Source organism: Sphingobium amiense, from assembly GCF_003967075.1.
GTDB lineage: Bacteria > Pseudomonadota > Alphaproteobacteria > Sphingomonadales > Sphingomonadaceae > Sphingobium > Sphingobium amiense.
The window spans coordinates 1,328,448-1,347,906 of the sequence record NZ_AP018664.1 but is presented as its reverse complement, the minus strand read 5'-3'; the positions used below and the strand labels follow the sequence as shown (position 1 = coordinate 1,347,906).

The following is a 19,459-nucleotide window of genomic DNA, read 5'->3' as shown; positions in this document are numbered from 1 at the left end:
CGCATAACCAGCCTATTGGACCGCCGGCGAGAGAATGAGAGGACCGATGAGTAGCGTACCCACCATAACCTTCCACGGCGCTGCCGGCACAGTCACTGGTTCCTGCATGGAACTACGCCATGGCGGAAAGACGATCCTCATAGATTGCGGCTTGTTCCAGGGATCCCGGACGCTGGAAACACTCAATCGCGACCCCTTCGCGTTCGACGTGCGCAAGATCGACGCCGTTGTCCTGACGCACGCGCATATCGACCATAGCGGCCTGCTGCCCAGGCTCACGGCGGAAGGGTATCGCGGGCCGATCTTCGCGACACCGCAAACCCGCGACCTTCTGTATTACATGCTGCCCGACGCCGGACGAATTCAGGAGGGCGATGCGGAGCGCCGCAATCGACGGCAGGATCGCCGGGACGAGGAGCCGATCGAACCGATCTATACCGAAGCGGATTCCAAAGCGGCCTATGAACAGGTCGAGACAGTAGCGCTGCACGACTGGTTCGCACCTGCCGCCGGTTTTCGGGCGCGCTTGTGGAATGCGGGCCATATCCTGGGTTCCACATCCGTGGAGATCGAGGTCGGTGGCGTGCACTTGCTCTTCTCCGGCGACCTGGGTCCAGACCACAAGGCCTTTCATGCCGATCCCGAGGGTCCGGCAGGACTCGATCATGTGTTCTGCGAGAGCACCTATGGCGACCGCGTCCGCGAGGACGTGACGATCGAGCAGCGCCGGACTTTGCTGGAAGCCGAGATCAATGCAGCGCTTACGCGCGGCGGCAACCTCGTCATTCCCGTTTTCGCGCTCGAACGCACCCAGGAATTGCTCCTCGATATCGCGACCCTGATCAACACCGGACGCCTGGCGCATCCGCAGGTGTTCATCGATTCGCCACTTGCGACCCGCGCGACAGAGGTGTTCGCCAAACATGCCGGGGAACTCGAAGACATGGGCTCGGGTGAAATCTTCCGTCACCCCTCGTTCCACTACACTGCCAGCACGATGGAATCGATGCGGCTCAACGACATGTCCGGAGCCATCATCATGGCGGCATCCGGCATGTGCGAAGCGGGACGCATCCGTCACCATCTGCGGTACAATCTCGGCCGCCGTGAATCGACGATCCTGTTCGTCGGTTTCCAGGCCGCAGGCACCCTTGGCCGGACAATCCTCGATGGCGCGAACCGCGTGCGCATCTGGGGGCAGGACGTCGCGGTGCGCGCGCAGATCCGGCGGATCGACACTTATTCGGCGCATGCCGACCAGAAGGATCTGCAGCGCTGGATAAGGGCGCGGAAGCCGATCGATGGCAGCCTGTTCCTGGGACACGGCGAAGAGGGCTCGATCGAGACGTTCCGCCGCCTGATGCAGGCGGACGATGCCGCGGCATCGATTGTCACGCCGAAGATCGGGGAAACCTATTCACTGCCGTCACGCGCCCCGTCCAAGCGCCTGAAGACCGGAAAGCCGGAACTACAGGAGGCTGTCGGCCGCGATTGGCAGAATGACTATGCGGATTTTTCGACCCATCTGAAAAAAGAACTGCAGAATATCGAGAGCGCGTCGGGCCGGCGCGAGGCACTCGCCCGCATGGCCGAGATTCTGCATTCCTATCAGGCCTATCGCGAGCATCGTAAGAGCCGATCGAGCTGATCGGCGAAAACAAAGTGACCAGCCCCAGACATAAACGGGTGCGGCCACCCGCGAATTCGCTATATATCATAGTTTCATCAAAGGAGTAATTATGTCGAATACCCCCCACACCCTGAGCGAGGAATTCCCCGGTCAGATGGACAAGATTCACGCCTTGAAGGCTTCGGACTCTCGCTTCGCGCAGCTTCTTCTCGATTATGATGTCGTGAATGACGAAATCCACGTGGCTGAAACCAATATCGAACCGACCTCGCAAGATCACGAGACCGAACTTCGCAAGCGCCGCCTCGCGATCAAGGATCAGATCGCCGAAGCCCTGTCGCAGGCCGCCTGATCTGCCCAAGGGCCGGATGCCGCGCGTTCGGCCCTTACGACAATAGCCGGCCATGGCTCTGCGTCGCCACAAATTCACGGCCAGCAACGAAAGCGCGCATCCCCGCTCAGGAATGGACCTGAACCAGCTTCGAACCAGTCACGAGCTGCCCGCTCATCGCTCCTAGCGAAACACCATGAGCGCGGCGATACCGGCAGCAGATGCCAGAACTGATGCGAAGAGTGGGCCGGACGCCTTCCAGCCTTGCTTTGATGGCCCTGCCAGTACCAGCGTGAGTACAGCCTTCCACATCGTGTTGGCGAGCACGGGCACCGCAAGCACCAGTCCGGCCGTGTCGGGTTTCAGCATATCCTCAGGCAGCCCCGCGAGCGTGAGTACGGCTGCGTCCACATCCCACATGCCCGTAAGGCCAAGCACAACGACAATGCCCTGATCGCCGAACCGCGCGAGCGCCCAACGTGCCGGGACAGCAATCAACGCAACCGCGCCCGCCAGCAGAAGCGCCGGCCCGAAATCCAGCGGATTGCCCAGCTTCACCTCGCTGGCGCCATCACCATCCACCTTGGAGCGTAGCGCCAGAAGGGTTGTCAGACCGCCGACGACGAAAGCCGGAACCATTGCAAGCGCGAGCGATGTGCTGGCGTAGGGGATGAGGGTAAAAGAGAGTATCTGGACGCGCGCGAACATCACGAGCGAGGCGAGCGCAATACCAGCAATCAAGGGGCCTTGCGGACCATCATTGGCGCGCAAACGCCGGGCATAGGCAACAGTGACCGCCGTGGACGATACCAATGCCCCGAACAAAGCGGTTATCATGACCCCCTTGTCCGCGCCGAGCCGACGACTGGCGACATAGCCGGCGAAGGAGAGTCCGAGCACGACGACGACGACCATCCAGATTTGCCGCGGGTTCCAGGCCTCAAAGGGGCCGTAGCTCGCATCCGGCAGCAGCGGCAGGATGACCAACGCGACGATCGCGAACGTGGCGATCGATTCGACCTCCTTGTGGCTCATCCCTTTGAGCATGGCGTGGGATTGCTGCCTGAGCGTCAGGATCAAGGTGGTTACCGCCGCGACGGCCAGCGTCTCGCTCACCAGGCCCTGCCCGGCCATATATCCCAAGGCGAAGGTGATAATGCCGACCAACGTATTGGTGATGGACAGGCTGGCCGTGCGGGCTTGTTCGCTGCGATATCCAAGAACCAGGCTGGCAGTGACCGCCAGCCCGATTACCGCCGCAAGGCTTTCGGGCATATGGCTGGCAAGGCCGCCGGCAAGACCGAGCAGGCCAAAGGTGCGCAAACCGCTGACCCGGCTGCCATCCGCTGCCTCGCGCTGCCGCCAGCCTCGCTCGATACCGATCAGCACGCCTACCGCGAGCGCCGCAGCAAGCGAACGAAGCAGTTCCATATCAAGCGATATCAAATGATCACTCCACGGCAAGGTAATCGATCGGGAACGGTAGTATGAACGCGGCAGATAGGCTCCTCCTTATGCGCGACGTGGATTGAATGGATTTGATTACGCGCGCCAAATCGATCCGCCCCCAGGCCAGCTACAGATATCCCTATATTAGCGGCGATCCTTCAAGTTGATTGTTCGACCCTTGCCGACGAGACTCAAGAAAATCGGTCGATGACTCACCACCACGACTCCGGTCCCTGTCTCGCGAAGCCACGCGTCGAGGTGGCCCGCAAGCCGCGCCTCCGTCGCCATGTCCAACCCCTCGCTCGGCTCGTCGAGCAGCAGCCACGGCCTGCCGGCAAGCAAGGCGCGGGCGATCGACAACCGCTTGCGCTGGCCGCCCGACAACCGCGCTCCGCCGTCGCCGACCCATTGGTCAAGCCCATGCGGCATCGCGCGAATATCGACAGCGAGGCAGGCGACTTCCAGCGCCGCCCAAAGCCGTTCGTCGCTGAGGCCGGGGCGCGCCACACGCAAATTGTCGCGGATGGTTCCCGACAGGAGCTGGGCATCCTGGGGCGAGAGCGCGAATGCCGCTCGCACGTCCTCGGACGGCAGGGAAGCAAGAAGCTGGTCATCAAGAGCAATGCCGCAATGCTCGCCAGCGGGCCGAATACCAGCGAGCGTTTCCAGAAGGCTGGTCTTGCCGCTGCCGGATTTGCCTGAAATCCCCAAGCGCTCGCCCGCCATGATCCGGATATTCATGCCGTCCCGGTCAAAGGCAATGGTCCGCGCGGGCGCCATGGATGCCGTCGCCTTTCGGACAGGCGCAGACGGTTGACCCGCCATGCCCTCCAATCGCGAGAGGGCGGCCGCGACCAGCGCGCCGCGCGACACCCCGCGCACATAGCCGGAAAGCGCTTCGATCGCGCCCGCCGCCGCCAGCACGGCAAGGACCGTCACCGGCAGGGAGGCATGGGAGAAGATCAGCATCGCGCCCATGGCGATGCCCCCACCCAACACGAGGCCCGCATCGATGATCGCTTCGCCGCGCGCGAACCGAGGTCGCGCGCTGTCCAACTCGGCCGTCTCGACCGCGAGGCTTCGCCCGATCGCCGGAGCGAGATCGTAGGCAAGGATTTCGGGCGAAGCGGCGGCATAGTCCACCATGCTCGCCTTGAGCCGCGCCAGCGCCTCCGCCATATCGGTCGCGGCGCTCGCCAGCAGGCGGGGGGTCGCCAGATGCGCCCAGAGGACAAGACCGGCAAGCAACGCCAGCAAGGCAAGGCTCGTCCAGGGGCTGGCCAGCCACGCAAGGGCAAGGCCGATGGCAGCGCCGGCGAACGCGGCGGGCAATGCCGGCTTACGGACCAGATTGTCCTCCAGCGCGCCGATGTCCTGCACGAGCCGCGTCACGGCATCGCCCGCCGATACGGCCCGCACGTCGCGCACCGACAGGATGCGGTCGAACAGGCGCGCGCGAACCGCGGCGAGCGCCATCAAGGCCGCGCGGTGGCCATAGAGCCGTTCGCCGTAACGCGCCGTCGTCCTTACGATCGCGAGCAGCCTGATCATCGCGCTCGGCACCAGGTAGTTGAAACCCTGCGCGGCCAACACGCCGCCCAGCCCGGCCAGTGCCGCGCCGGTGATGAACCATCCAGACAGGCCCAGCAGCAGGACCGCGGCGATTGTCGCAGCGGAGGCAAGCAAGCCCGCGATTCGGAAGGCGCGGCGTTCGGGGCCGATAGCTTCAGCGAGCAGCAGGTCCATATCCGCGCGGCTCATGAAAGCACCATTTCTTTGGTGGCGATCGCGGCCAGCTCGGCGCTGTGCGTCACTATCAGGACCGTGCGGCCCTTTGCGGCGGACGCCAGTATCCCGGCGATGTCGGCCGCCGATCCCGCGTCGAGATCCGCGGTCGGTTCGTCGAGCAGCCAGAGCGGCGCGTCCTTGAGCAACACGCGCGCGATGCCGACGCGCCGGCGTTCCCCACCGGACAGGCCCGACCCGCGATGATCGAGCGGCAAGGCCAATCCCTGTCCGCGCGCTTCGATCATCGGCCCAAGGCCTGCCAGATGGGCCACGGCTTCGACTGCCGCATCGTCGGCATCGGGACGCGCAAGACGGATATTGTCGGCCAGCGTGCCCGGGACGAACGCAACCGTCTGGCCCGCCCAGCCGACATGGCCGGGAAGCGCAACCTCGGCCGCATCCCGGCCGTCAACCAGAATCCGTCCCCCACCAATGGGGGCCAGCCCCAGCAGCGCATGGAGCAGGCTCGATTTGCCGACCCCGGTGCTTCCGCGCAGGGCAAGGCTGGTGCCCGCCGGGATATCCAGCGTGAAGGGACCGATGGCCGTCTCGCCATAGTCGATCACCACGCCGTCAAAGCGCAGCGCTGGCGGCCCTTCGATCGCGGGTTTCGGCGCGGGCGGAGAAGCGGGCGCGAGCGCTTCAAGGCGTTCCACCGCAGCCTCCCCGACCTGCTTGTCGTGATAGGCGGCGGCAAGGCGGCGCATGGGAAGATAGAATTCCGGCGCGAGGACAAGAACAAACAGGGCTTGGCCCAGGGTCAGCTTTTCGGGAGCCGGAAAGGGCAGGATGCCGAGCAGGTTGAAGCCGCAATAGAGCGCGACCAGCGCCACCGACAGCGCCGCGAAGAACTCGATGATCGCGCTCGACACGAAGGCGACCTTGAGCACATCGATCGTGCGCGCGGCGACCTCGCGGGTAGCGTCGGCAAGGTGGCGGCCGATACGGTCCTGCGCGGCGAAGGCGACGATCACCGGGAGCGCGCGCACCCGGTCGACGAACAGGCCCGACAGGCGACTCAGCGCATCGAGCTGGCGCGCGGCGGCCCGCGCGGCCGCCGTTCCTGCGAGCGCCATGCCCATGGCAAAGGGAATCAGCGTCGCGAGCATGATCACGCCGGCGACCCAGCTCCCAAATACGGCAGCAATCGCGATTATGAGCGGGGACAGGACCGCGGCGCGGCGCAGCGGCAGGAAGCGGGCATGGAAGCCGCCCAGGTCCTCGATCCGGTCGACGGCATCGGCGACCGCCTCGCCCAGCATCCGGCGATCCCCCGGCGCGGCGACGAGAATGCCTGGATACACCCGCTGGCGCCAGTTCGTCTTGACGCGCATAGCAGCCGCTTCGCCGGCGTTGGTCGCACCGATCTGCATCCCGGCGCGAAGCAGGGCGGCGGCTATCAGTCCGCCCGCGGCAAGCGCAAGATGGCCCTGCCCCGCCCCTTGCTCCATTGATGCCACGGCTCCGGCCAGCGCCGCCGCCATGAGGATCGCCGCGCCGCTGTCGCCGATCCAGAAAAGGGCCGCAGCCTGTCTATCTAACGGGTTGCTCATATACTCAATTACGAGTAACGAATAATCATAATCTTTTCAACCGACTCAGGACACCCATGGAAGCCGGGCCGGAACGCAAGGAGTCTTGCCATGGACATGGCTGTGATCGAGCTTTCACGCCTCCAATTCGCCCTGACGGCTCTCTACCATTTCCTGTTCGTCCCCCTGACGCTCGGCCTCTCCTTCATCCTCGTCATCATGGAGAGCATCTATGTGATGACGGGCCGTGAGATCTGGCGCACCGTCACGCGCTTCTGGGGCAAGCTGTTCGGTATCAACTTCGTGCTGGGCGTCGCTACCGGCATTACCATGGAATTCCAGTTCGGCACCAACTGGTCCTACTATTCGCATTATGTCGGCGACATCTTCGGCGCGCCGCTCGCCATCGAAGGGCTGATGGCCTTCTTCCTCGAAGCGACGTTCGTGGGCCTCATGTTCTTCGGATGGGACAAGCTGTCCAGGGTCGGGCATCTGCTCACCACCTTCATGGTGGCTCTCGGCTCGAACCTATCGGCGCTGTGGATCCTCGTCGCCAATGGCTGGATGCAGAATCCGGTGGGATCGCGCTTCAATCCCGAAACGATGCGGATGGAAGTCTCCGACTTCATGGCGGTGCTGTTCAATCCGGTCGCGCAGGCGAAGTTCGTCCATACGGTGAGCGCGGGCTATGTCTGCGCCTCCGTTTTCGTGCTGGGCGTCTCGGCCTGGTATCTGCTCAAGGGCAAGTGGGTCGCGGTCGCGCGGCGCAGCTTCACGGTCGCCGCCGCCTTCGGCCTTGCCTCGTCGCTGTCGGTCGTCGTGCTCGGCGACGAAAGCGGCTACGCGCTGACCGATAACCAGAAGATGAAGCTCGCCGCGCTCGAGGCCATGTGGCACACTGAGCCCGCGCCCGCGGGCATTGCCGTTGTCGGCTTTCCCAGCGTCGCCGACCGCGAGACCTATTTCGAGGTCAAGATCCCCTATGTGCTCGGTCTCATCTCCACGCGCAGCCTGACGGGCGAAGTCTCCGGCATCTTCGAACTGGTCGCCAGGGCGCAGGACCGCATCGAGAACGGCATCAAGGCCTATGATGCGGTGGAAAAGCTGAAGGTGGACCAGAAGGACATGGTCGCGCGCGAGGCATTCGAGGAAGCCAAGGCCGATCTTGGCTATGCCCTGCTGCTGAAACGCTTCGTCGCCGATCCGCGGCAAGCCACGCCCCAGGACATCGAAAAGGCCGCATGGTCGACCGTGCCCAATGTCCCGGTGATGTTCTGGGTGTTCCGGGTGATGGCCGGCCTCGGCTTCTTCTTCATCGCCTTCTTCGGCGCCGCCTTCTGGATGGCTTCGATCCGCAAGCTGAACTGCGACAGCCGCTTCTGCCGCACCTTCCTGCGCGCGGCGGTCTGGGTCATCCCGCTGCCGTGGATCGCCATCGAATTTGGCTGGATCCTGGCCGAGATCGGCCGCCAGCCCTGGGCGATCGATGGCGTTCTGCCGACGTTCCTTGCCGCCTCGAGCCTGACCGTCGCGCAGCTCTGGACGACGATCATCGGGTTCACGGTGATCTATGGCGCGCTCGCCGTCATCGAAGTGCGGCTGATGCTGGCGGCAATCCGCAAGGGACCGGACCAGCATCGGCCTCCGGCGCCATCCCCCGAAACCCACAGCGGCTACGCGCCCATCCCTGCCGAATAAGGAGAACAGGTCATGGCACCTCCCATCGACTATGAAACGCTCCGGCTGATCTGGTGGCTGCTGATGGGCGTCCTCCTGATCGGCTTCACTCTCACCGACGGCTTCGACCTCGGCACCGCCGCGCTGCTGCCCTTCGTCGCGAAGACCGACGCCGAACGGCGTCTCGTCATCAACTCGATCGGCGCGACCTGGGAAGGCAACCAGGTCTGGTTCATCCTCGGCGGCGGCGCGATCTTCGCGGCCTGGCCGTTCGTCTATGCGGTCAGCTTCTCGGGCTTCTATCTGGCCATGTTCCTCGTCCTCGCCGCGCTCATCCTGCGGCCCGTGGGCTTCAAATACCGCTCGAAGAAGCCCGATGCCACATGGCGCTCGCGCTGGGATTGGGCGCTGTTCGTCGGCGGGTTCGTGCCTGCGCTGGTGTTCGGCGTCGCGGTCGGCAATGTCCTGACCGGCATCCCCTTCCGGCTCGATAGCGATCTGCGCTCCTTCTACGAGGGCAGCCTGCTCGGCCTGTTCCATCCGTTCTCGCTGGTCGCCGGGCTGCTCTCGGTCGCCATGATCGTGCTGCACGGCGCGAGCTGGCTTGCGATCAAGATCGAACGCGGCGTCGTGCATGACCGCGCGCGCGCCTTCGGCAAGGTCGCGGCGGTCGCGTCGATCCTGCTGTTCGCGCTGGGCGGGGTCATGGTCGCGAAAATGGGCATGGGCTTCCGCCTGACCCATGCGGCCGATCCGCTCGGCCCGTCCAATCCGCTGCTGTCGGGAACGGTCGCGGCGCCGGGGGCCTGGCTCAACAATTATGGCGCCCATCCCTGGATGCTGATCGCCCCGATCCTCGGCTTCGCGGGGCCGCTGCTGGCGTGGATCGGCATCCGCAAGGGCCGCGAGGTTCTGGCCTTTGGCGGCTCATCGATCGGCGCGATCGGCATCATCGCGACCGTGGGCCTCTCGATGTTCCCGTTCATCCTGCCCAGTTCGATCGACCCGGCCTCGAGCCTGACGGTCTGGAACGCCTCGTCCAGCCATGTGACTTTGTTCATCATGCTGGCCGTGACGGTGATCTTCCTGCCGATCATCCTGCTCTACACCGCCTGGGTCTACAAGGTCCTGTTCGGCCGCATCACGCTGCGCGATGTCGACACCAACCCCGACTATTACTGAAAGGACGACTTTCCATGTGGTATTTCAGTTGGATTCTGGGCGTGGGCCTCGCCGTCGGGTTCGGTATCCTCAACGGCATGTGGCATGAATTCCACGCCGATCCCGATGAGGACATTGCGGCCTGACCGCGACGGATCATGATTGCCATCGGCCCTCTCGCGCTCGCGTTGGAACGGCTGTTCGCGATTCTCGGGATCATCGCCTTCCTGGCGGCGGCGAACTGGATAGGCCGCCGTCGCGGCGTGGATTGCGATACGGCCGCGTGGCGGGCATTGCTCGCTGGCCTCGTTGCAGCTCGCGCGGGTTTTGTGGCGCAGAACTGGCATGCCTTCGCCATCGAACCCGCAACCATCCTCTATGTCTGGCAAGGAGGTTTCTCGCCGCTCCCCGGTCTGGTGACTGCCGCAATCGTGCTGGGCGTGTCACTACGGCGATCTCGCGCCCTAGCACCTTTGACACTCGTCTTCGCGGGCTGCGTCGCGGTCACATCCGGCGCCACGGCAGCGGCCCTTGCCTCGGCGCAGCGACCTCTACCGCAAGGAATCGTTCTCCAGTCGCTGGACAGCGGAACGAGCCTGCTCGACGATCGCCGGGGCAAGCCGTTCGTCGTCAATCTCTGGGCAACCTGGTGCCCGCCGTGCCAGCGTGAAATGCCGATGATGGTCGTAGAAGCGGCACACTCGGCCGTGCCGATCCTGCTTGTCAATCAGGGCGAGGATGCAGACAACGTACGTGCGTGGCTGGACAGCAAGCGCCTTGAAGCGGCGCACGTCCATCTCGACCGCGACCTGCGCATAGCTGCCGCGACCGGCTCGGCCGGGCTTCCCGCGACGCTGTTCGTCGACAGCAAAGGCGTGATCCGTGCGCTCCATGTCGGTGAAATCTCGCGGGCCGCCCTGCTCGCGGGACTACGCGATCTGAAGTAGAGTTTCGATCAAGGAGAAGACCATGACCAGACAAGTGAATATTGGAATCGGCGAGGAAGATCGGGTTGCGATTTGCGAAGGCCTGAGCCGCCTCCTGGCGGACACCTACACTCTCTATCTGACCTCGCACAACTTTCACTGGAACGTGACCGGGCCGATGTTCAACAGCCTCCATGCCATGTTCATGACGCAATATACCGAGTTGTGGAACGCGATCGACCCGATCGCCGAACGCATCCGCTCGCTCGGACAGCCCGCACCCGGTTCCTACGCGCAGTTCGCCAAACTCAGTTCCCTGCCCGACGCGCCGGAAGTGCCGCCGAAGGCGCTCGACATGGTCGACATCCTCGCCAAGGGGCATGAAGCGGCCGCCCGCACGGCGCGCACGCTGTTCCCTCTGGTCGAGAAGGCGAGCGACGAGCCGACCGCGGACCTGCTCACCCAACGGATCGGCGTGCATGAGCAGGCCGCATGGATGCTGCGCGCCCTGCTCGAAGAGTAAGACACGCTCAACGACTGGCCCCGGCCGCGCAATCTCTGCGAGGCCGGGGCCGTTAGCGAACTGCCGCCATTGAAAGGACGAGACCTTGGCTACGTCAAAGCTGGCAAACATCCTCCTCGATGCGCTCGAAGACGAGCGGAAGGCGGAGGCGACCTATGCCGCCGTGATCGAAAAGTTCGGCCCTGTCCGGCCCTTTTCCAACATCATAGAGGCCGAACAGCGCCATGCCGCCGCACTTGAGCGCCAGCTTGCCCGGCTGGGCATCGACGTACCGCCCGATCCATGGACGGGGAAAGTGGCGGCACCAGCTTCTCTCGCGCAGGCTTGCGAAAGCGCGGTCCAGGGCGAGATCGAGAATATCGCGCTTTACGACCGGCTGATCCCGATGGTCGACGACCCCGCGGCGCGCCAGGTGATGGAAAACCTGCAGGCCGCCTCGCGCGAGCGCCACCTTCCAGCTTTCAGGCAATGCCTGGAGCGGGAACGCGATCGCCGTTCGTGACGGCCTCCCTCAATCGCGATCACTCAGGCACAGGCTGCTTTTGGGATCCGTAATCGACGGTGGATGGCATCGACAGAGGGCGCGAGGCATGACCTGTCGGCGTCAGCGCCTTTGGCGTTCCTCGAACAGCTGCGCTTTCTCGTACATTTCCTTCGCCTCGGCGAGGCACACATCACGTCTGTTCAGATAGACATCGCTGTTTCGGACTGCCGGCTTGAGATCCGGTTTCGGAATCATTCCATAAGCCTTTGTGTTCTCGATGGACGCTGAACCTCGGCGAGCGCGACCTCGTCGCTCACTCCATGACCGCGGGCGAGATAGTCCTGCGATCCCATTTCGTTGAGGCGCGAGATCGTCCGCTCGAACTCGAAGGCGTCGTCTGCCGCGCAATACAGCGCGTCGGGTTCGCGATCGGCGGAAGCCAGCAGCTTGACGCCATTTTCATAGAAGGCGTCGATCAGTGTCTTGAATCGCGCCGCTTCCGATTTCCGGTTTGCGTCGAGAACGGGGATCCCGACCAGGATCACGGTGTGATAGCGGTAGGCCAATGCAAGATAATCGGGAATGCCGCGCGGTTCGCCGCATAGCCGCTTGAATGAGAAGACGGCCACGCCTTTCAGCGACTTGGGCACGAACAGTTCTCGTCCGCCCTTGATTGCCAGTGTTTCGGAGGGAACATGCTCCCGGTCCTCGACCGGAAAATCGGTCAACCGGAAGAACGCCCGGCTCAGGGCTTCCGTCGCCGCATCGCCATTGGGCACGTGCCAGGTCTGGAACCCTCCAAGGCGCTGCATGCGATAGTCAGTCGGCCCATCCAGGGTGAGCACATCGAGCCGATCCTTGAGGAGCGCGATGAATGGCAGAAAATGTTCGCGGTTGAGGCCGTTCTTGTAGAGGTCCTGAGGCGGCCGGTTGGATGTAGCGACCACGGTAACGCCATGTCCGATGATCCGGGTAAACAGCCTCGACAGGATCATCGCGTCAGCCGAATTGGTTACGATCATTTCGTCGAAGGCGATCAGCCGCGCTTCGGCCGCGATGGCATCGGCGACCGGCAATATCGGATCGCCGGTCTCCTTGGCGCGTTCGGAGCGTAGCCGGTCATGCACCTCCTGCATGAACTCGTGGAAGTGGACGCGCCGTTTCCCGGCGATCTCGACGCAGTCGAAGAAGAGATCCATCAGCATCGATTTGCCGCGGCCGACCCCTCCCCAGAGATAGACTCCCCGCACGGGATCGGGTTTGCGCCTGACGAAACGCGACAGGAGGCCCTGACGGCGCGCCTGTGCTTCCAATTCCGCAACCGCCTTGCCGAAACGCAGAGCGACCTGCCGCTGGGCGTCGTCAGGGCGCAGCTGACCCGTTGAAATGGCGTTCACGTAACGCGTCAGGACTTTGCTCTGAGGCAAGACAAAGTTCTCCGGCAAAAAGTTGAATTTGAGAAGTCGCGCATCGGCCCGACAGCCTCATACCCTGGTCAATCTCGAGACTGGCCACGGCCGAAGCTGAAGATCATGTATCGGCGTCGTCCGGAATTGCTCCCGGGCGTTCCCTGCGAAACCCATGCATGCCGAACCACCACTGCAAGGCAATGATGGCTCCCTTGGCGGGCTGAAGCAGCCCGACCATCAGGAGCAACGCCAACGGAAGCAGGATCGCCATCAACATCGGCACGGACATTTCCGCGCGACTGGTCACGGCGATAATGAGCGGCGCCATCAGATGCCCCGTCACGAAGATCGAGACATAGGCCGGGAAATCATCAGCTTGCTGATGCGTCCAGTCCTGGCCGCATTGCGGGCAATGAGGGATCGGTTTCAGGAACCGCATGAACAGGCGCGCCTCGCCGCACCGGGGGCATCGCCCGCGCAACCCGCGCAGGATCGCGGCCCAACCTGTGACCGGCAAGACAAGCTTGCCGGTTACCGATCCCTGTTCATGAGCGGGCATGGATTCTGGCTTTTCGTGAAACTTGTCAAAGGGGAACCGGATGAGGTCAGGCATCGAACCATCCGGGAGGGGCCGCCGCGCGGATGCTTTCGTCGACATGAGCGACAAACTGCGTGAAGTTGCGCTTGAAGCGGTCGACCAGGGAACGCGCCGTGCCGTCATAGGCGGCCCCATCAGCCCAGGTGGAACGCGGGTCGAGAATACTCGAATCCACACCCTCTACAGCAACGGGGACCACGAAGCCGAAGTTGGGATCGGTGCGGAACTGTGCGCCTTCGAGAGTCCCGGAAAGCGCAGCATTGAGCAGTGCGCGCGTCACCTTGATCGGCATCCGCGATCCCGTTCCATATTGGCCGCCGGTCCAGCCGGTGTTGACCAGCCAGCAATCGACATTCCCCGCGGCGATACGCTTGCGAAGCAGATTGCCGTAGACGCTGGGATGCCGCGGCATGAACGGCGCGCCAAAGCAGGTCGAGAACGTCGCTTCGGGTTCGGTGACACCGAGTTCGGTGCCCGCGACCTTGGCTGTGTAGCCGGACAGGAAATGATACATCGCCTGTTCGGGCGTTAGCTTCGCGATGGGCGGGAGCACGCCGAAGGCATCGGCCGTCAGCATGATGATGTTCTTCGGCACCGGCCCCATGTTCTCGGCGGAGGCATTGGGGATGAAGTGGATCGGATAGGCGCCCCTGCTGTTCTCGGCGAGCGAGGCGTCGTCGAGGTCGAGTGCGCGGGTTTCCGGATCCATGACGACATTCTCGAGGATCGTACCGAAGCGGCGGGTGGTCGCATGGATTTCAGGCTCCGCCTCGGCCGAGAGACGGATCATCTTGGCGTAGCAGCCGCCTTCGAAATTGAAGACGGCGCTGTCCGACCAGCCATGCTCGTCGTCGCCGATCAGCGTGCGCGAAACATCAGCGGACAAAGTGGTCTTGCCGGTGCCCGAGAGGCCGAAGAAGATCGCGGTGTCGCCATCGGGACCGATGTTCGCCGAACAATGCATCGGCATGACGCCCTTTTGCGGCAGCACATAGTTCAGCACCGAGAACACCGCCTTCTTCATCTCGCCGGCATAGCCGGTGCCGCCGATCAGGATCAGCCGGTGGGTGAAATCGATCGCGATGATGGTTTCCGACCGGCAGCCATGGCGTTCGGGATCGGCGCGGAAGCCGGGCAAGTCGATGATGGTGTAATCCGCCGTGAAATGCGTGAGTTCATCCGCCGTCGGCCTAACCAGCATGGTGCGCACGAAATGCGAGTGCCAGGCCAGTTCCGTGACGACCCGGACTCCGACACGGAATTCCGGCTGCGAGCCGCCGAACAGATCCTGGACGAAGACGTCGTCGAGTGCGGCAAGATGCTTGAGGAAATCCTCGCGCAGATTGGCGAAGGCTTCTTCCGACATCGGCTTGTTGGAAGCCCCCCACCAGACATCATCCCTGGTGACCTCATCACGGACGATGAATTTGTCCTGGGCCGAACGGCCGGTATGTTTTCCGGTTTCAACCACGAAGGCGCCATGCTCGGACAGGCGGCCTTCACCGCGCCGCAAGGCGATCTCGACGAGTTCGGGCGTATCGAGATTTTCGTGAAGCGTCCCACCGGATTTGACCGTGATGTCCAAAGCTGCGGGGATCTGCGTGATTTTGCTGTGTGGCCTTTCGGATCGGGTTGGAAGGAAGCAGGCGGATCGGGCGTCGCCCGAACCTGTTCCGACGGGAAGTTTCAGCCTGAGCTTCGGGCGCCGAAGACGATCGGGTTGCGACACCGGACTCGCCGCCGCCGGGGCATCCGATGGCGGCGCCTGTCGACCTGCACCTTTGCGGCGGTGCTTTTTCTCCACGATCATTTGCTCATCTCCGATCTGGAGGCTCGAAGGTCGCAGCCCTCAAGACCATCGGCTTTCTCAGACGCGGAAATACCTCACCCCGACAAAGCGCGTGTGATCGATTATCCGGTACAATGCACATATACAACTCCCTCCTAATTTGTTAAGAGTGATATTTGATGTATTAAACATCATGGAGCCAACATGATCACGTCGCAGCAAATGCGCGCCGCGCGCGCCCTCCTCGGACTTGATCAACGCCAGCTCGCCGCGCTGGCCGGCCTCTCCCTGCCGACCATCCAGCGCATGGAATCATCCGATGGCCAAGTGCGCGGTGTGGTCGACACGCTGGTCAAGGTGATCACCGCGCTGGAAGGCGCAGGCATCGAACTGCTGGGCGAGAATGCGCCCAGCACGGGCGTGGGCCGCGGTGTGCGTCTGCGCGAAACGACCGCGGGAAAGTCCGGCGGCCAGGGGCAGTCGCTTCTCTATGACAAGGCGGAGGAACCGGTCAGGTGAGCGCGAAAGCCTATACGCCCAAGCTCATCACGACCTTGCGCGAAGGGTACACCGCTCAGACCTTCCGCGCCGACGCCATAGCGGGCCTGACGGTCGCGATCGTCGCGCTGCCTCTTGCCATGGCCCTGGGCATCGCCAGCGGCGCTTCTCCCGACAAGGGGCTTGTCACGGCCGTGGTGGCGGGGTTCCTGATTTCCGCGCTCGGCGGATCGCGGGTCCAGGTCGGCGGACCCACGGGCGCCTTTGTCGTCGTCATTTTCAATGTTATCGCCCAGCACGGCTATGATGGGCTGCTGATCGCGACGCTCCTGGCAGGCATCATCCTCATTGCCGCCGGTGCGTTTCGCCTCGGGCAGATGATCAAATTCATCCCCCATCCGGTCGTCACCGGATTCACCGCGGGGATCGCCGTTATCATTGCCTCGAGTCAGGTGAAGGACTTCCTCGGGCTCTCGATGACCGAGGTCCCGGCTGAGTTCCTGCCCAAATGGCAGTCCTATCTCGCCGCTCTGCCGAGCACCAGTTGGGCAACTCTAGGCGTCGGGGTCGGAGCACTTGCGACCATCATCGTGCTGCGCAAACTCGCGCCCAGACTGCCCGGGTTCCTGATCGCGGTCGTGGTAAGTTCCCTCGCCGTCGCTCTGCTCAAGCTCCCGGTCGACACTATCGGCTCCCGCTTCCCGGACATTCCTTCCGGCCTGCCGATGCCGTCCCTGCCGGAATTCACCTTCGCCAAGATCAATGCGGTGATGCCTTCGGCATTCACCATTGCATTTCTCGCCGGCATCGAAGCCCTGCTGTCGGCCGTCGTCGCCGATGGCATGGCCGGAACGCGGCATCGCTCCAACCAGGAATTGATCGGCCAGGGCGTCGCCAATATCGGATCCGCCCTGTTCGGTGGGCTACCCGCGACGGGCGCGATTGCGCGTACCGCCACCAATATCCGCTCCGGGGCCAGAACCCCGGTTGCCGGAATCATGCATGCCGTGTTCCTTCTTCTGTTCATCCTGTTCGCCACGGACCTGATGGCATTCGTACCCATGGCCGCGCTTGCCGCGATCCTGTTCATGGTCGCCTGGGGCATGAGTGAATATGAGCGGTTCATTGCCTTGCTGCACATGCCCAACAGCGACCGGGCCGTGCTGCTACTGACATTCGGCCTGACGGTACTGGTGGATCTCACCGTCGCAATCGGCGTCGGCGTAACTCTGGCCTCGCTCCTCTTCATGGCCCGCATGAGCGAGGCTGTCGAGGTCGACAGCAGCGGCCGGCAGGACATCGATCTCGATTCCGAAGACGTTCACCAGCGCGACGCGTTGCCGGAGGGTGTCGAGGTGTTCCGGATCACCGGCCCGTTCTTCTTCGGCGTAGCAGGCGAACTGCTCGATACGCTGCGCCGCGTCGGTCAGTCGCCCAAAGTCATCATCCTGCGCATGCGGCTCGTTCCCCTGCTCGATGCAAGCGGCGTCCAGGCGCTCGAACAGTTCATCGAACAAGCGCGCGTCGCCGGCGCAACGGTCGTGTTGTCCGGCGTGCAGCCGCAACCGAAGTCGATGCTTGCGCGCGTTCACCTGGAAGCTGGTTCGGACAAGCTTTTCTATGCCGCGGACTTCGCCAGCGCCCAGTCGCTCGCGGTCAGCTTGCTCGAAGCGCCCAAAACTCAGCCGCACTGATCGGCGCACCCTGCTGCGGTTCGGGCGAACATATTGTCGAAAGGAAGGAAATTTGAACGACGTCGTGATCCTGTCGGGTGTGCGCACCGCTATCGGGGATTTTGGAGGCAGCCTTAAGGACGTCGCGCCGTGGGAGCTTGGCCGCATCGTCATTGCCGAAGCCATCAAGCGGGCCGGAATCGAACCAGGCCATGTCGAGCATGTTGTCCTTGGCCAGGTCATTCAAAGCGAACCCAGCGATGCATATGTCTCGCGAATTGCCGCTATCGCGGCGGGGATTCCCGATCGGACCCCGGCGCTCACCCTGAACCGCCTTTGCGGATCGAGTGTGCAGGCGATTATTTCCGCCGCCCAAATGATCGCATTGGCCGAGTGTGACATCGCCGTTGCTGGCGGTGTCGAGAGCATGAGCCAATCCCCACACGTTCTCAAGGGCCTGCGCTGGGGGCGCAGGATGGGCGATGAAATGATGATCGACGCGATGAACGCGACGCTGAGCGATCCGTTCGGTGCAGGTCACATGGGGGTCACTGCCGAGAACGTTGCCGAACGTCATGGCATCACCCGGGCCGAGCAGGACGCGCTGGCGGCCGAAAGCCATCGCCGGGCAGCAAGAGCACAGCAGGAAGACCGTTTTCGCGAGCAGATCGTTTCCGTCGAGGTCAAGGGCCGTAGCGGCACCTTTATGTTCGAGGCCGACGAGCATGTGCGCACCGACGTTTCCAGCGAAGGCCTCGGCGCACTCACGCCCATCTTCCGCAAGGATGGCGGGACCGTAACGGCGGGCAACGCCAGCGGCATCAACGACGCTGGCGCGGCTCTGGTGCTGGCTTCCGCCGCCGCCGCCGAGAGACACGGCCTGACACCCCGCGCCAGGGTTGTAAGCTGGGGACATGCCGGTGTTGCCCCCGAAGTGATGGGGCTCGGTCCCGTCGAAGCCGTGCCCATCGCCCTCAAGCGGGCCGGACTATCGCTTGACGACATCGACGTGATCGAGGCGAACGAGGCTTTTGCCGCGCAGGCTTGCGCGGTCGCCAAACTGCTCGATTTCCCGCCCGAGAAGGTCAATCCCAATGGCAGCGGCATTGGACTTGGGCATCCCGTCGGGGCAACCGGCGCCATCATCACCATCAAGGCGCTTTACGAGCTCGAGCGTATTGGCGGCCGCTACGGGCTTGTGACCATGTGCATTGGCGGCGGACAAGGCATTGCACTCGTGATCGAGCGATTGCCGAGCCAGGATGCGTAAGAGGCGAGCATGAGCGAACCGGATCGGACAGGCAGACGGCCCAGCTCCCTGGATATCGGCAGAGCGCAGCGCGCGCTGGTCCAACTGGCCGCCATGCTGGCGGCCCTTGCCGGCGCGATCAATGCAGCCGGCTTTCTGGCATTCGGGCACGTCTTCCTTGCCTCGCCCGAGGCCAACGCCACTGTTCTGGGCACGAGCCTTCCCGGTGGCTTTGGTATCACGAAATTTGTGGGCGGAATGATCTTCAGCTTCGTGGGGGGTGTGGTCCTCACGACCTTGATTACGCACTGGCTAGGCCGGTACCGGCGCACAATCGCGCTCGTTTGTACCGCAATCGCGTTGGCCGCCGCCTATCTGACATTCCTCTCGCATCTGGCGATCATCCCGGCCGTGCTGATCGCGATGGCCATGGGTAGTGCTCATTGCACTTTTGAGAGGGATGATCCCGACCTGCAGGAGGCTATTTCGCCCTCCACGCAGGTCGTGCGGTTCGGGGAGGCATTGGCCGGCGGACGGCATCACGCGAACTATCGCCAGCTTGGCTTGCATGCATCCTTTTGGCTGGTCTTCCTTATTGGCGGGCTTGCAGGCGCTGTTGCGTGGATCACGCTCGACGCCAGAGCCTTTGCCGTGGCTGCCCTCGTCGCCGCATTGCTGGCAATGCGCGCCTGGCTGATTGAACGCGATCTGTTCGGTGCCTGACGCACATTCCTGACCGATG

General features: G+C 63.5%; 18 protein-coding genes. 12 read left to right on the top strand and 6 right to left on the bottom strand.

What is annotated here, in order from left to right; all coding sequences use genetic code 11:
- Positions 1–46 precede the first annotated feature (46 nt).
- Complete coding sequence (locus SAMIE_RS06440) at positions 47–1,648, top strand: MBL fold metallo-hydrolase (RefSeq protein WP_030091401.1); 1,602 nt, start codon at positions 47–49, stop codon at positions 1,646–1,648.
- 91 nt (positions 1,649–1,739) lie between these two features.
- On the top strand, positions 1,740–1,982 hold the full coding sequence (locus tag SAMIE_RS06435; RefSeq protein WP_030091400.1) for a YdcH family protein: 243 nt from the start codon (positions 1,740–1,742) through the stop codon (positions 1,980–1,982).
- A 162-nt stretch (positions 1,983–2,144) separates the two neighbouring features.
- Here the strand turns inward: SAMIE_RS06435 and SAMIE_RS06430 are convergent, their stop codons facing one another.
- The 3 genes from SAMIE_RS06430 to cydD form a co-directional block, all read right to left on the bottom strand.
- Positions 2,145–3,392 (bottom strand): MgtC/SapB family protein, encoded by a 1,248-nt coding sequence (locus SAMIE_RS06430; RefSeq protein ID WP_021246244.1) that lies wholly within the window; start codon positions 3,390–3,392, stop codon positions 2,145–2,147.
- 162 nt (positions 3,393–3,554) lie between these two features.
- A complete protein-coding gene (locus SAMIE_RS06425; RefSeq protein ID WP_030091399.1) occupies positions 3,555–5,171 on the bottom strand; it encodes an amino acid ABC transporter ATP-binding/permease protein in 1,617 nt (538 codons plus the stop codon).
- Complete coding sequence (gene cydD, locus SAMIE_RS06420; protein WP_030091398.1) at positions 5,168–6,751, bottom strand: thiol reductant ABC exporter subunit CydD; 1,584 nt, start codon at positions 6,749–6,751, stop codon at positions 5,168–5,170. Before cydD ends, SAMIE_RS06425 begins: the two co-directional genes overlap by 4 nt.
- Positions 6,752–6,841: 90 nt before the next feature.
- Between cydD and SAMIE_RS06415 the strand changes: the two genes are divergently transcribed.
- The 6 genes from SAMIE_RS06415 to SAMIE_RS06390 all read left to right on the top strand — a co-directional run bounded on the left by SAMIE_RS06415 (position 6,842) and on the right by SAMIE_RS06390 (position 11,519).
- Positions 6,842–8,428, top strand: a complete 1,587-nt coding sequence (locus SAMIE_RS06415) for a cytochrome ubiquinol oxidase subunit I (RefSeq protein WP_030091397.1) — start codon at positions 6,842–6,844, stop codon at positions 8,426–8,428.
- A 12-nt stretch (positions 8,429–8,440) separates the two neighbouring features.
- The gene (gene cydB / locus SAMIE_RS06410) at positions 8,441–9,589 is read left to right on the top strand and encodes a cytochrome d ubiquinol oxidase subunit II (RefSeq protein ID WP_030091396.1); all 1,149 of its coding nucleotides are present in this window, start codon (positions 8,441–8,443) and stop codon (positions 9,587–9,589) included.
- Positions 9,590–9,603: 14 nt separating this feature from the next.
- Entirely contained in the window at positions 9,604–9,714 is a 111-nt protein-coding gene (cydX, locus tag SAMIE_RS06405) for a cytochrome bd-I oxidase subunit CydX (protein WP_030091395.1), read from the top strand.
- Positions 9,715–9,726: 12 nt separating this feature from the next.
- Entirely contained in the window at positions 9,727–10,515 is a 789-nt protein-coding gene (locus SAMIE_RS06400; RefSeq protein WP_030091394.1) for a TlpA disulfide reductase family protein, read from the top strand.
- Between the two features lie 22 nt (positions 10,516–10,537).
- Positions 10,538–11,017 (top strand): Dps family protein, encoded by a 480-nt coding sequence (locus tag SAMIE_RS06395; RefSeq protein ID WP_021246237.1) that lies wholly within the window; start codon positions 10,538–10,540, stop codon positions 11,015–11,017.
- 85 nt (positions 11,018–11,102) lie between these two features.
- Positions 11,103–11,519, top strand: coding sequence for a ferritin-like domain-containing protein (locus tag SAMIE_RS06390; protein ID WP_030091393.1), 417 nt, complete (start codon positions 11,103–11,105; stop codon positions 11,517–11,519).
- 233 nt (positions 11,520–11,752) lie between these two features.
- On the opposite strand, the gene zapE is transcribed toward SAMIE_RS06390, so the two are convergent.
- From zapE to SAMIE_RS06375, 3 genes are all read right to left on the bottom strand, one after another.
- Entirely contained in the window at positions 11,753–12,898 is a 1,146-nt protein-coding gene (zapE, locus tag SAMIE_RS06385; protein WP_030538179.1) for a cell division protein ZapE, read from the bottom strand.
- A gap of 133 nt (positions 12,899–13,031) precedes the next feature.
- Positions 13,032–13,469 (bottom strand): DUF983 domain-containing protein, encoded by a 438-nt coding sequence (locus tag SAMIE_RS06380; RefSeq protein ID WP_051743820.1) that lies wholly within the window; start codon positions 13,467–13,469, stop codon positions 13,032–13,034.
- A 46-nt stretch (positions 13,470–13,515) separates the two neighbouring features.
- Positions 13,516–15,093: a phosphoenolpyruvate carboxykinase gene (locus SAMIE_RS06375; RefSeq protein WP_030091390.1), complete on the bottom strand. Its 1,578-nt coding sequence runs from the start codon at positions 15,091–15,093 to the stop codon at positions 13,516–13,518.
- Positions 15,094–15,501: 408 nt separating this feature from the next.
- Between SAMIE_RS06375 and SAMIE_RS06370 the strand changes: the two genes are divergently transcribed.
- The 4 genes from SAMIE_RS06370 to SAMIE_RS06355 are packed head-to-tail and all read left to right on the top strand — an operon-like array spanning position 15,502 to position 19,440.
- Positions 15,502–15,816, top strand: coding sequence for a helix-turn-helix domain-containing protein (locus SAMIE_RS06370; protein ID WP_030091389.1), 315 nt, complete (start codon positions 15,502–15,504; stop codon positions 15,814–15,816).
- Positions 15,813–17,489, top strand: a complete 1,677-nt coding sequence (locus tag SAMIE_RS06365) for a SulP family inorganic anion transporter (RefSeq protein ID WP_037446394.1) — start codon at positions 15,813–15,815, stop codon at positions 17,487–17,489. The genes SAMIE_RS06370 and SAMIE_RS06365 overlap by 4 nt, the downstream gene beginning before the upstream one ends.
- A 52-nt stretch (positions 17,490–17,541) precedes the next feature.
- Positions 17,542–18,738 (top strand): beta-ketothiolase BktB, encoded by a 1,197-nt coding sequence (gene bktB, locus SAMIE_RS06360; protein ID WP_030090341.1) that lies wholly within the window; start codon positions 17,542–17,544, stop codon positions 18,736–18,738.
- A 9-nt stretch (positions 18,739–18,747) separates the two neighbouring features.
- Positions 18,748–19,440 carry a DUF1275 family protein gene (locus tag SAMIE_RS06355; RefSeq protein ID WP_030090340.1) on the top strand — a complete coding sequence of 231 codons (693 nt, stop codon included), beginning with the start codon at positions 18,748–18,750 and terminating at the stop codon, positions 19,438–19,440.
- Positions 19,441–19,459 lie beyond the last annotated feature (19 nt).

Excerpts from the sequence above, each read along its gene's own strand:
- cydX (WP_030091395.1), top strand. The coding sequence starts at position 9,604 with ATGTGGTATTTCAGTTGGATTCTGGGCGTGGGCCTCGCCGTCGGGTTC.
- SAMIE_RS06395 (WP_021246237.1), top strand. The coding sequence starts at position 10,538 with ATGACCAGACAAGTGAATATTGGAATCGGCGAGGAAGATCGGGTTGCG.
- SAMIE_RS06415 (WP_030091397.1), top strand. The coding sequence starts at position 6,842 with ATGGACATGGCTGTGATCGAGCTTTCACGCCTCCAATTCGCCCTGACG.
- SAMIE_RS06400 (WP_030091394.1), top strand. The coding sequence starts at position 9,727 with ATGATTGCCATCGGCCCTCTCGCGCTCGCGTTGGAACGGCTGTTCGCG.
- SAMIE_RS06380 (WP_051743820.1), bottom strand. The coding sequence starts at position 13,469 with ATGCCCGCTCATGAACAGGGATCGGTAACCGGCAAGCTTGTCTTGCCG.
- SAMIE_RS06435 (WP_030091400.1), top strand. The coding sequence starts at position 1,740 with ATGTCGAATACCCCCCACACCCTGAGCGAGGAATTCCCCGGTCAGATG.
- SAMIE_RS06430 (WP_021246244.1), bottom strand. The coding sequence starts at position 3,392 with ATGGAACTGCTTCGTTCGCTTGCTGCGGCGCTCGCGGTAGGCGTGCTG.
- cydD (WP_030091398.1), bottom strand. The coding sequence starts at position 6,751 with ATGAGCAACCCGTTAGATAGACAGGCTGCGGCCCTTTTCTGGATCGGC.
- SAMIE_RS06355 (WP_030090340.1), top strand. The coding sequence starts at position 18,748 with ATGAGCGAACCGGATCGGACAGGCAGACGGCCCAGCTCCCTGGATATC.
- SAMIE_RS06440 (WP_030091401.1), top strand. The coding sequence starts at position 47 with ATGAGTAGCGTACCCACCATAACCTTCCACGGCGCTGCCGGCACAGTC.
- cydB (WP_030091396.1), top strand. The coding sequence starts at position 8,441 with ATGGCACCTCCCATCGACTATGAAACGCTCCGGCTGATCTGGTGGCTG.
- SAMIE_RS06370 (WP_030091389.1), top strand. The coding sequence starts at position 15,502 with ATGATCACGTCGCAGCAAATGCGCGCCGCGCGCGCCCTCCTCGGACTT.
- SAMIE_RS06425 (WP_030091399.1), bottom strand. The coding sequence starts at position 5,171 with ATGAGCCGCGCGGATATGGACCTGCTGCTCGCTGAAGCTATCGGCCCC.